9 protein-coding genes and 1 pseudogene are annotated in these 11481 nt (G+C 67.8%); 3 read left to right on the forward strand and 7 right to left on the reverse strand.

What is annotated here, in order from left to right; all coding sequences use genetic code 11:
- Both G3N94_RS36260 and phaC read right to left on the reverse strand, forming a co-directional pair.
- Nucleotides 1-284, reverse strand: a pseudogene (locus G3N94_RS36260) (acetyl-CoA C-acetyltransferase); the annotation flags it as partial.
- Between the two features lie 99 nt (nt 285-383).
- A complete protein-coding gene (phaC, locus tag G3N94_RS36265) occupies nt 384-2249 on the reverse strand; it encodes a class I poly(R)-hydroxyalkanoic acid synthase (RefSeq protein WP_205799019.1) in 1866 nt (621 codons plus the stop codon).
- Between the two features lie 34 nt (nt 2250-2283).
- On the opposite strand from phaC, the gene G3N94_RS36270 reads away from it, so the two are divergent.
- On the forward strand, nt 2284-2607 hold the full coding sequence (locus G3N94_RS36270) for a hypothetical protein (RefSeq protein WP_205799021.1): 324 nt from the start codon (nt 2284-2286) through the stop codon (nt 2605-2607).
- Between the two features lies 1 nt (nt 2608).
- Here the strand turns inward: G3N94_RS36270 and pgeF are convergent, their stop codons facing one another.
- A complete protein-coding gene (gene pgeF / locus G3N94_RS36275) occupies nt 2609-3448 on the reverse strand; it encodes a peptidoglycan editing factor PgeF (protein ID WP_205799023.1) in 840 nt (279 codons plus the stop codon).
- Nucleotides 3449-3454: 6 nt separating this feature from the next.
- The gene (locus tag G3N94_RS36280) at nt 3455-4654 is read right to left on the reverse strand and encodes an RluA family pseudouridine synthase (protein ID WP_205799025.1); all 1200 of its coding nucleotides are present in this window, start codon (nt 4652-4654) and stop codon (nt 3455-3457) included.
- A gap of 41 nt (nt 4655-4695) precedes the next feature.
- On the opposite strand from G3N94_RS36280, the gene G3N94_RS36285 reads away from it, so the two are divergent.
- Nucleotides 4696-5520 (forward strand): outer membrane protein assembly factor BamD, encoded by an 825-nt coding sequence (locus G3N94_RS36285; RefSeq protein ID WP_205799027.1) that lies wholly within the window; start codon nt 4696-4698, stop codon nt 5518-5520.
- Nucleotides 5521-5655: 135 nt separating this feature from the next.
- On the opposite strand, the gene G3N94_RS36290 is transcribed toward G3N94_RS36285, so the two are convergent.
- From G3N94_RS36290 to G3N94_RS36300, 3 genes are all read right to left on the reverse strand, one after another.
- A complete protein-coding gene (locus G3N94_RS36290) occupies nt 5656-7941 on the reverse strand; it encodes an ATP-dependent DNA helicase (protein WP_205799029.1) in 2286 nt (761 codons plus the stop codon).
- 56 nt (nt 7942-7997) lie between these two features.
- A complete protein-coding gene (locus G3N94_RS36295; RefSeq protein ID WP_205799031.1) occupies nt 7998-8213 on the reverse strand; it encodes a YdcH family protein in 216 nt (71 codons plus the stop codon).
- Between the two features lie 81 nt (nt 8214-8294).
- On the reverse strand, nt 8295-9032 hold the full coding sequence (locus G3N94_RS36300) for a hypothetical protein (protein WP_205799033.1): 738 nt from the start codon (nt 9030-9032) through the stop codon (nt 8295-8297).
- A gap of 169 nt (nt 9033-9201) precedes the next feature.
- Here G3N94_RS36300 and G3N94_RS36305 point away from each other — a divergent pair.
- Nucleotides 9202-11481: Tex family protein (locus G3N94_RS36305; protein ID WP_205799035.1), on the forward strand; the 2280-nt coding region annotated here is incomplete at its 3' end.

Genomic DNA, 11481 nt, shown 5'->3' on the forward strand with positions numbered 1-11481 from the left:
ACGGCCTTCAGGCCCGAGCCGCACACCTTGTTGATCGTCATCCCCGGCACCGCGCTCGGCAGCCCGGCCTTGATCAGCGACTGACGCGCGGGGTTCTGGCCCGAGCCCGCCGCGAGCACCTGGCCCATGATCACTTCGCTGACCTGCTCCGGCTTCACGCCGGCCCGCTCCAGCACCGCGCGGATCACCGTCGCACCCAGCTCCGGCGCCGCGATCTTCGCAAGCGTGCCGCCGAATTTGCCGACCGCGGTCCGCGCGGCCGATACGATCACTACGTCCGTCATTTCACTTTCCTCCGGGACGGCGCGACACGACGCATCGCTACCCGCCCTGTTAAAAAAACTGCGGCGCATCGGACAGCGTGCGCCGCTGTCCGGTTTTCGTCAATCGCGCTGCAACACGTAGCGGCCGGGGGCCGGCTCGATCACCGGGAACTGCGCGGAGCCGAGCTGCGCGGGCGGCGCCACCTTGCGGCCGCCGTACTGGTCGAGCCATTCGATCCACGTCGGCCACCAGCTGCCCGGATGCTCGGTCGCGCCGGCGAACCAGTCGTCGGCCGATTCGGGCAGGCTGTCGTCGTTGACCCAGTAGCTGCGCTTCTTCTTCGCGGGCGGGTTGACCACGCCGGCGATGTGGCCCGACGCGCCCAGCACGAACTTCAGCGGGCCCGTCAGGATCGACGCCGATGCATAGGCCGTCTTCCACGGCACGATGTGATCCTCGCGCGAGCCGTAGATGAACGTCGGCACGTCGATGCGCGACAGGTCGACCGCTTCGCCGCACACGGTCAGCGCGCCCGGCACGCGCAGCCGGTTCTCGAGATAGGTATTGCGCAGGTACCACGCGTACATCGGGCCGGGCAGGTTCGTCGAGTCGCCGTTCCAGTACAGCAGGTCGAACGGTGCCGGCGTGCGGCCCTTCAGGTAGTTGTCGACGACATAGTTCCACACGAGATCGTTCGGGCGCAGGAACGAGAACGTGTTCGCGAACTCGACGCCGCGCATCAGCCCGGGCGGCGTGCCGTTCTTGCCGCCGATCGTCTGCTCGCGCATCTGCACGTGCGCCTCGTCGACGAACACGTCGACGACGCCCGTATCGGAGAAGTCGAGCATCGCGGTGAGCAGCGTCATCGACGCGGCCGGGTGCTCGCCGCGCGCCGCCAGCACCGACAGCGCAGTCGCCAGCATCGTGCCGCCGACGCAGAAGCCGAGCGCGTTGATCTGCTCGCGGCCGCTGACCTGCTGCACCGCGTCGATCGCGGCGAGCAGGCCTTCGTTCATGTAGTCGTCCCAGTTCTTGTGGGCAACCGACGCGTCCGCGTTGCGCCACGACACGAGGAATACCTGGTGGCCGCACGACAGTGCGTGCGCGACCAGCGAGTTCTCGGGCTGCAGGTCGAGGATGTAGAACTTGTTGATGCACGGCGGCACGATCAGGAACGGCCGCTCGAAGACCGTTCCCGTCTTCGGCTGGTACTGGATCAGCTGGATCAGGTCGTTCTCGTAGACGACCGCGCCTTCGGTGCAGCCGAGATTCTTGCCGACCACGAACTGCGATTCGTCGGTCTGCGAAATCTTGCCGCGCTGCATGTCGCCGAGCAGGTTCATCATCCCCTGCCGCAGGCTCTCGCCCTGGGTCTCGAGGATCGATTTCTGCGCGTCCGGGTTGAGCGCGAGATAGTTGCTCGGGGCCGCCGCCGCCGTCCATTGCTGGACCGCGAAGCGGATCCGCTCGCGGGTCTTCGGATCGGTCTCGAGCGCGTCGGCGAGCTCCTGCAGGTAACGCGCATTGAGCAGGTACCACGCCGCCGCGAACGCATGCGCGGGCGACGCCTTCCATGCGTCGCCGCTGAAACGGCGATCCTTCAGCTCAGGCGCCTCGAGCGTCGTGCCGCTCGCCTGCTGCATCAGCGTCATGCAGTCGCGCGCATAGTCGGCCTGCAGCTTCTGCAGGCGTTCCGGCGGCACCGCGGCCACCGGCAGCTTCATGCCCGCGAACGGCGACGCCGCTGCGCCGAAATCGGGCATCGACGGCACCTGGAACGGAAACGATTTGGGGAACTGAAATGTCGCGAACGGGTTCGTTGCGGCCGACGCGGTCGCGGCCCGAGCCGGATCCGCAAAGCCTCGCCACGCGGTCAACCACGCCTCGAACATCTGCTGCATCGGCTGGACTGCCTGGTCGAATGCCTGGCGGCCAGCGGAAGTGTCCGCCTGTGCGGACGTCGACGAGTTTTTCGATGCTGTCATTACCTGCCTTACCGGTGATTCCTGAGCGTCTATCGTGGAAATCCTGCTCGCGGCGCGGCATGCCGGCCAAGCGAGCCGGGCCGTCATGCTCTGGAGAGGCATCTCCAGATTCTGCCGCAGTGCGGTATTTTTATCATTATCGTTTTCCCCATGTGAAGCACTGCGTCAAACCATTGTCGTTTTCAGCACGGAGATAATCCACGCACAACAGGCGGGACAAGGCTTCCGGCGAACGGGAAAACATTTTGATCCGCTTGACTTCGCTTTTTTTCATTCGATCGCGCAAGCAACGCCGAAACGCCGCGTAAATATCGAGATAAATCGATTCTGCATCGCAGCAAGCCTGCGCGCCAAATAAATCAATCGGCGAGCCAGATGGCCGCGGCCATGCGGCCCGTCACCCGGTCGCGCCGATACGAATAGAAGCGCGCCTGCTCGGTGACCGTGCACGCGCCGCCACCGCTCACGTGCGCCACGCCGGCGCGCGCGAGTCGCAGCCGGGCCAGCGCATAGAGATCGGCAAGATACTTGCCGGGCGCGCCGTCGATCGCGACGAACGCATGCCGGGTTTCATCATGCTCCGACTGCGGGGCCGTGTCGAGAAACGCGTCGCGCACGTCCGCGCCGACCTCGAACGCGCGCGGGCCGATCGCCGGCCCGAGGAACGCGCGCAGGCCGTCCGGCGCGCCGCCGGCAAGCGCCGCCACGCGCGCCGCGGTGTCCTCGACGATGCCGGCCGCGAGCCCGCGCCAACCTGCGTGCGCGGCGCCCACCGCGCGCCCCTGTGCATCGCACAGCAGCACGGGCAGGCAGTCGGCGACCATCACGACGCAGATCGCATGCGCGCGGTCCGTCACGCTCGCGTCGGCCTGCACCGGCGCGGTGGAAGCGGGATCGGCCGCGATCACTTCATCCGCGCGCACGACGCGTGCCCCGTGCACCTGCTCGAGCCACGCCGCGCGCGGCTCGCCCGCGAGCGCCAGCAGTCGCGCGCGGTTCTCGGCGACATGTGCCGGATCGTCGCCCGTGTGCAGGCCGAGATTCATCCCGCCCGGCAGCGCGGCGCCCGCCTGCCAGCGCCCGCAAGGGCCCTCGCTGACCCCGCCGTCACGCGTCGTGATCAGCGCGCGCACGCGCGGCGACACCTGCCAGTCGGGCTGCACGCAGTCCTGCCACGTCAATGGCGCCAGATTCGTCATCGGCACTCACTCCTCCTCATCGTCCTGATACGGCTCGTCGTCATACTCGCCGCCGAAATCGTCGTCGTACGCCCCTTCATCGTCGAAATCGGCGTTGTCCTGCCCGAATCCGAGCGCCTCGACGAGCGCGGTCATGTCGTCCGGCAGCGGGCAGCGCCATTGCATCGTCCTGCCCGTCACCGGATGCACGAGACCGAGCCGCCACGCGTGCAGCGCTTGCCGTGCGAAGCCGTCCGGCAGCGGCTGCACCGACCGCTTGCCGCGCGCGCGCCCGTAGACAGGGTCGCCGAGCAGCGGATGCCCGGCGTGCGAGCAATGCACGCGGATCTGGTGGGTCCGGCCCGTCTCGAGATCGCACTGGATCGCCGAAACCGGCTGACGTTGCCACAAACATGTGTCAACCGTGCGGAAATGCGTGCGCGCGGGCTTGCCCGACTCGCCCGTCACGACCGCCATCCGGGTGCGCTCGCGCGGATCGCGGCCGATCGGCGCGTCGATCGTGCCTTCTTCGGGCATCGTGCCCCACACGAGCGCGAAGTAGCGGCGCTTCACGGTGCGCGCCTGCAGCTGGCGGACGAGATCGGTCTGCGCAGCCAGCGTGCGCGCGACCACCATCAGCCCCGACGTTTCCTTGTCGAGCCGGTGGACGATGCCGGCGCGCGGCAGGCCGGCCGCCGCGTCGCCGTAGCGGTGCAGCAGCCCGTTGAGGATCGTGCCGCTCCAGTTGCCCGCGGCGGGATGCACGACGAGACCCGCCGGCTTGTTGATGACGACGAGCGCGTCGTCCTCGTAGACGATGTCGAGCGGCACCGGCTCCGGCGTGAACGCGAGTTGCTCCGGCAGCAGGTCGGGCACGAGCTCGATGGTCGCGCCGAGCGGCACCGGCTGGCGGACCTTCGCGGGCGCGCCGTCGATGCGCACCCGCTGGGCGTCGATCCAGCTCTGCAGCCGGCTGCGGGAGAATTCGGGAAAGAGCTGGGCGAGCGCCTTGTCGAGGCGTTCGCCGGCCAGCGACGCGGGAACTTCGACGACGCGCGGCGCTTCGTCGGCCGCGACTGGCGGCACGACGGACGACTGCAGCGCGTCGCCGGTCAGATCATCGTCGAGCGAATCGCCGGAAGCGGCGTCGGCTGGCCGATCGCTTGGGCTATAATCTTCGCGATTTGACTTGCCCGGCTGGGCATTCTGCGAACTTGAACGGGTCATTTAGACTGGGTCACCGAGACTTGAAGCTAGGACATGCGAGCATGATGAATTCGACCAAACGTGCGGCAAGAACCGTCGTCGCCCGGGCCACGGCGGTTGCAGCCGCGGCCCTCATCGCGGGCTGCCACGGCTTGCCGCAGAAGCAGGACGAGACAGCGACCTGGTCGAGCAACAAATTATACTCAGAGGCCCAGGACGCGCTGTCCGGCGGCGACTGGGGCAAGTGCGCGAAATACTTCGAAGCGCTGCAGGGTCGCGACCCGTTCGGGCATTTCGCGCAGCAGGCGCAGATCAACGTTGCATACTGCAACTGGAAGGACAACGAAGCGGCGGCCGCCGACCAGGCCATCGACCGCTTCATCCAGCTCCACCCCGATCACCCGGATATCGCGTACGCGTACTACCTGAAGGGGATGATCCACTTCAACGACGACCTGGGCCTGTTCGGCCGCTTCTCCGGCCAGGACATGAGCGAACGCGACCCGCAGGCGCTGCGCGAGTCGTACGATGCGTTCAAGATCGTCGTCGATCGTTACCCGAAGAGCAAGTACGCGCCCGACGCCGCGGCCCGGATGCGCTACATCGTCAACGCACTCGCGTCGCACGAAGTGCATGCCGCGGACTACTACTACCGCCGCGGCGCATTTGTCGCAGCGATCAACCGCGCGCAGCTCGCGATCAAGGAATACAAGGGCGCGCCGGCGATCGAGGATGCGCTGCACATCATGATCCTGTCGTACGACAAGCTGAACCAGCCGCAACTCGCCGAGGACACGAAGCGCGTGCTCGCAGGCACGTTCCCGGACAGCCCGTACGTCACGGGCCACGCGCGCCCGGGCGCGAAGAAGTCGTGGTGGCAGTTCTGACCGACCGGGTCGGATCCAGCAGCACCCAGCAAAAAACCGGCCCTTGCGGCCGGTTTTTTTGTCCCGGTCTAATCCCCGTCTTGTCCATGTCGACCGGCCGCAACGCACCGCACGCGGCCAGCCGGCGCGCAGCGATTACACGCGCTTGGCCGCCCGGTGTTCGGCGAAGAACTCCTCGACGACCTCGATCTCGCGGGTGCGCTTGAACGGCGGCAGGCTCTGCCAGATCCGGCGCCCGTAGGGCTTGTCGACGAGCCGCGTGTCGCAGATCATCAGCACGCCGCGATCCGTTTCCGCGCGAATCAGGCGACCCGCGCCCTGCTTCAGCGTGATCACCGCCTGCGGCAGCTGATGCACGGCAAACGGGCTCAAGCCCTTCTTCGTCAGCGCCTCGAGGCGTGCGGCCAGCACCGGATCGTCGGGTGGCGCGAACGGCAGCTTGTCGATCACGACGAGCGACAGCGCGTCGCCGCGCACGTCAACGCCTTCCCAGAAGCTCTGGCTGCCGACGAGGATCGCGTTGCCGTACGCGCGGAAGCGGTCGAGCAGCTCGGTGCGGCTCGCATCGCCCTGCACGAGGAGCGGCGTATTCCAGCCGCGCGATTCGATCACGTCGCGCAGCTTCGCGGCGATCCGGTCGACCGCGCGCAACGTCGTGCACAGCATGAATACGCCGCCGCCCGACGCCTCGATCGCCGGCAGCGCGGCGTCGAACACCGCATCCGTGAACGCCGGCGACGACGGCTGCGGCAGGTTGCGCGGCACGTACAGCAGCCCCTGCGTCTGATAGTCGAACGGGCTCGCGAGCGTCATCGAACGGCGCGAGCTGAGCCCCATCTGTGCCGCGTAGTGCGTGAAATCGCCACGCACCGACAGCGTCGCCGACGTGAAGACCCAGGCACGCGGCACGCCGGCACGCTGTTTCGCGAAGATCGGCGCGACCGACAGCGGCGTTTCGTGCAGCTGGACGGTATGCGAGAACACCTCGACCCAGCGCACTTTCTCGTTGAGGTCGTCCCCCGCGCCGGCCGTCGGCCCGGACGCTTCGGCCTTGGCGGCCTCCTGTGCGGCGCCCGGCGCGACCCAGCCGGCCAGCAGATCCTGCAGCTCGCGCGCGCGCCGCAGGCACGCGCCGAGCGACTCCGCCCGCTCGGCCTGGCTAGCAAGCGCCGCTGCGAGCGCATCGAGCGCGGCCTCGAGCGCGTCGAGCGCACCGAACATCGGGTGGTCGTCGCCGAGCTGCGCGAGCGACATGCGCACGATCGTGTCGTCCGCGAACGCGAGCCGCAGATCCCGCGCCGCGCGCTCGAGCGCGCCGCCGAGCTTCACCCACTCGACCGCATCGCGTGCGTGGCTCAGGCCTTCCGCAACGGTGTCGCGCGCGAGCTCGAGGATCTGCGTCGTCGACAGCGTCTCGCCGAAGAACAGCGTCGCCGTCTCCGGCAGCTGGTGCGCTTCGTCGAAGATGATCGTGTTCGCGGTCGGCAGCAGCTCGGCCATGCCGGTGTCACGCAGCATGATGTCCGCGAAGAACAGGTGGTGATTGACGACGACGATGTCGGCCTGCTGGGCCTCGCGCCGCGCCTGCATCACGAAGCAATCCTTGTAGTGCGGGCATTCCTGGCCGAGGCAGTTGTCGCGGGTCGACGTGACCATCGACCACACGGGCGACGTCTCCGGCACGCTCGCGAGCTCGGCCTTGTCGCCGCTGCGCGTGATCTTCGCGAAGCGGACGATTTCCTGCAGGTAGGCCGTGTCCTGGCGCGACGGCAGCCGCCCGTTGTCGGCCGTGCGCTGCAGGTAGTAGTGGCACAGATAGTTCGAGCGCCCCTTCAGCATCGCGACCGTCACCGGCACCGCGAGCGCGTCGCGCACGGTCGGGATGTCGCGCTGGAACAGCTGGTCCTGCAGGTGCTTGGTGCCCGTCGACACGATGACCTTGCCGCCCCACAGCATCGCGGGCACGAGATACGCATAGGTCTTGCCGGTACCCGTGCCAGCCTCGACGATCAGCGTATTGTCACCGGCATCCGCCGCGTCACCTGCGTCGCTGCCCGCATCCGCATCCGCGCCGCCGTCCGCACCGGGCCCGGCCGCGCCGGGCCCGGCCGCGCCGCCTTTGTCCGCATCGTTCTGCAGCCGGCGTGCCGGACGCTTGCGCGTGTCGAAGATCTCGGGTTCGGGCATCCGGCGCGCGGACGCCTCCATCGCGGCCGCAACCGCGCGCGCCATCTCGATCTGCGACGCACGGGGCCGGTAGCCGTCGAGCGCGCGCGCGAACAGCCCGCCGTCGCCGAAGATCGTGTCGAGTTCGTCGACACGCTTGCGGCTCAGCTCGAAGGCAGCTTCGGGCGCACGAACGCGCCCGGCGGACGAGCTGTCTCGCCGGGCATCGGGGGTGGCTTCAAGCGGTGAATTCAAGGCAAGCGTTCCTGTGTCCAGCGCCCGTTGCGGCGCCGGCGCTTGCCAGGCCGCGCTCAGGCGCGCTTATCCGGTTCCAGCTGCGATTGCAGCATGATGATTTTGTCTTTGGCCGCAAGCTTTTCCTTCTTCAGCCGGTGCAGTGTGATGTCGTCGATGTCGGACCGCCCTTCCTTCAACTCGATCTCGCGAGCGAGCTGAGCATGGAGCTCCTCCAATGAAACCAAACGGTTGTGCAATTCCTGCTGCTGTTCCGCGTGACGGTCTTGCATATGCACCTCCTCATCGAAGCAGCACGCCGGGTTGCACGCCGGCGCGCTCGGGACTGCTGCCCGGATCAACGTTCCAACACGTTACTGCCCCTGCTGCTGTTGCTGCCTGGCCTTCTCGGCCGCTTCCTTCTGCCGCTGTTCCACGTCGGCCTTGTGCTGCGCCGCTTCCTTCTGCTTCTGCTCGTAGCGCGCCGCGTTGTCCGCCCGCTCCTGCGCCTTCTGGGCCGCCTGCTGGTGCGCGGCGTCGAGCTTGCGCTGGAAATCGGCCTGCTTCTGGTCGTAAGCCTGCCGGCTCGCCGCGTGCTGCGGGCCTTCCGCGCCACGCTGCGCATCTTTCAGCGCGTTTTGCTGCTGCTTGTCGCGGTACGCGGCCGCGTTGGCCGCTTCGTTCGCTGCGCGCTGCGGCGCTTCCGCTGCATTTTGCGCCTGTTTCAGCGCGAGTTGCTGGTCGCGCTGCTGCGCCCGCACCGCACGCTGCTCGTCGTCGAGCGCCAGCTGCTCCTGCTGGATGCTCGCGCGCTCCGCGCGCATCTTGTCGCGCGCGTCGCCGAGACAGGAATTGACGAAGAACTTGCTGTAGCAATCGTGCTCCGCCACCGCATAACGATAATCGTTTTCGGCCGTGCGGTGATTGAGCACTTTTTGACGGGCGTCGAAATCGGGGGCGGCGCCGTTCGCAACAGGTGCCGAAACGGCGGCAGCCGACGCCTGCGCGTGCGCGCCGGCCGGCCCGAAGGACAAAGCCGCGGTGAGCGCTGCGCCGAGCGCGACGAGAGGAAAACGGGAGGTTGGCAACGTCGTAGGAAAGCTGCGGGACATGTGCCAAATTCTATCACCCCGCGGATGGGCGCTTCGCCATTTATGGCAAAATGCCCCGCTTCACTCACCCGCGGCGTCAGGATCGGCGGGCGCGCAGCGAGAGCCCCGCCACGCGGGCCCCGCCGGCCCCCGCGTCGCGTTTTTCAGCAGGCAGAAGCTTAGCAACGACATGACGGAAAACGTAGCACTCAAGATCGTACAGCGCATCGCCACTGAACTGACCGTCCAGCCGCGCCAGGTCGCGGCGGCAGTGCAACTCCTCGACGAAGGCTCGACCGTTCCGTTCATCGCCCGGTACCGCAAGGAAGTGACCGGCAACCTGGACGATACGCAGCTGCGCCAGCTCGAAGAACGTCTGCTGTATCTGCGCGAACTCGAGGAGCGCCGCGCCACGATCGTCGCGAGCATCGACGAGCAAGGCAAGCTGACCGACGAGCTGCGCGCCGCGATCGACGCCGCCGACAGCAAGCAGGTGCTCGAAGACCTTTATCTGCCGTACAAGCCGAAGCGCCGCACGCGCGCGCAGATCGCCCGCGAAGCCGGCCTCGAGCCGCTCGCGCACGCGCTGCTCGGCAATCCGCTGCTCGATCCGCAGACCGAGGCGGCTGCCTACGTCGACGCCGACAAGGGCGTTGCCGACGTGAAGGCCGCGCTCGATGGCGCCCGCGACATTTTGTCCGAGCAATTCGGCGAGACGGCCGAGCTGCTCGGCAAGCTGCGCGACTATCTGCACAACCAGGGTGTCGTGTCGTCGGCAGTCGTCGAAGGCAAGGAGAACGAAGAAGGCGAGAAATTCCGCGACTATTACGACTACGCGGAAACGATCAGGACCGTGCCGTCGCACCGCGCGCTCGCGCTGTTCCGCGGCCGCAATGCCGGCGTGCTGACCATCAAGCTCGGCCTCGGCGAAGAACTCGACGCGCAGGTGCCGCACCCGGGCGAAGCCATGATCGCACGCCATTTCGGCATCGCGAACCAGAGCCGGCCGGCCGACAAGTGGCTGTCCGACGTGTGCCGCTGGTGCTGGCGAGTAAAGGTGCAGCCGCACATCGAAAACGAATTGCTGACGCAACTGCGCGAGACCGCCGAGACCGAGGCGATCCGCGTATTCGCGCGCAACCTGAAGGATCTGCTGCTTGCCGCGCCGGCAGGCCCGAAGGCCGTGATCGGTCTCGACCCCGGCCTGCGCACCGGCGTGAAGGTCGCGGTCGTCGACCGCACCGGCAAGGTGCTCGCGACCGACACGATCTACCCGCACGAGCCGCGCCGCGACTGGGACGGCTCGATCGCGAAGCTCGCGCGCATCGCCGCGCACACGCAGGCGGAACTGATCAGCATCGGTAACGGCACCGCGTCGCGCGAAACCGACAAGCTCGCGAGCGAGCTGATTTCGAAGCATCCCGAACTGCGCCTGCAGAAGATCGTCGTGTCGGAGGCCGGCGCGTCCGTCTATTCGGCATCCGAGCTCGCCGCGAAGGAATTTCCGGAACTCGACGTGTCGCTGCGTGGCGCCGTGTCGATCGCACGCCGCCTGCAGGATCCGCTCGCAGAACTCGTCAAGATCGAGCCGAAGGCGATCGGCGTCGGCCAGTACCAGCACGACGTCAACCAGCGCGAACTCGCGCGTTCGCTCGATGCGGTGGTCGAGGACTGCGTGAACGCGGTCGGCGTCGACGCGAACACCGCGTCGGCCGCGCTGCTCGCGCGCGTGTCGGGCCTGAACGCGACGCTCGCGCGCAACATCGTCGACTACCGCGACGCGAACGGTCCGTTCCCGTCGCGCGAGCAACTGCGCAAGGTCCCGCGCCTCGGCGACAAGACTTTCGAGCAGGCCGCCGGCTTCCTGCGCATCAACGGCGGCGAGAACCCGCTCGACCGCTCGTCGGTGCACCCGGAAGCGTATCCGGTCGTCGAGCGGATCCTCGCGAAGATCAGCAAGCGCATCGACGACGTGCTCGGCAGCCGTGACGCGCTCTCGGGCCTGTCGCCCGCCGAGTTCGTCGACGAGCGCTTCGGCCTGCCGACGGTGCGCGACATCCTGTCCGAACTGGAGAAGCCGGGCCGCGACCCGCGTCCGGAATTCAAGACCGCGACGTTCCGCGACGGCGTCGAGAAGGTGTCGGATCTGATGCCGGGCATGCTCCTCGAAGGCGTCGTGACCAACGTGGCCGCGTTCGGCGCGTTCGTCGACGTCGGCGTCCATCAGGACGGCCTCGTGCACGTGTCCGCGATGTCGACCAAGTTCATCAAGGATCCGCACGAAGTGGTGAAGGCCGGCCAGGTGGTCAAGGTCAAGGTGCTCGACGTCGACGTCAAGCGCCAGCGGATCGCGCTGACGATGCGTCTCGACGACGAAGTCGGCGCAGGCAGCTCAGCCGGCGCAGGCGGAGCGGCCGCGCGTGGCGGCCAGCAGGATCGCGGCGGCGCGGGCCGCGCGCAGGCGCGTCCG

The sequence above is a fragment of the Burkholderia sp. Ac-20353 genome, from assembly GCF_017104785.1.
Classification (GTDB): Bacteria; Pseudomonadota; Gammaproteobacteria; order Burkholderiales; family Burkholderiaceae; genus Burkholderia.

What these genes read in the sequence shown, in the direction of transcription:
- phaC (WP_205799019.1), bottom strand. Translation starts at nt 2,249, where the DNA reads ATGACAGCATCGAAAAACTCGTCGACGTCCGCACAGGCGGACACTTCC.
- G3N94_RS36280 (WP_205799025.1), bottom strand. Translation starts at nt 4,654, where the DNA reads ATGACCCGTTCAAGTTCGCAGAATGCCCAGCCGGGCAAGTCAAATCGC.
- G3N94_RS36285 (WP_205799027.1), top strand. Translation starts at nt 4,696, where the DNA reads ATGATGAATTCGACCAAACGTGCGGCAAGAACCGTCGTCGCCCGGGCC.
- G3N94_RS36295 (WP_205799031.1), bottom strand. Translation starts at nt 8,213, where the DNA reads ATGCAAGACCGTCACGCGGAACAGCAGCAGGAATTGCACAACCGTTTG.
- G3N94_RS36300 (WP_205799033.1), bottom strand. Translation starts at nt 9,032, where the DNA reads ATGTCCCGCAGCTTTCCTACGACGTTGCCAACCTCCCGTTTTCCTCTC.
- pgeF (WP_205799023.1), bottom strand. Translation starts at nt 3,448, where the DNA reads ATGACGAATCTGGCGCCATTGACGTGGCAGGACTGCGTGCAGCCCGAC.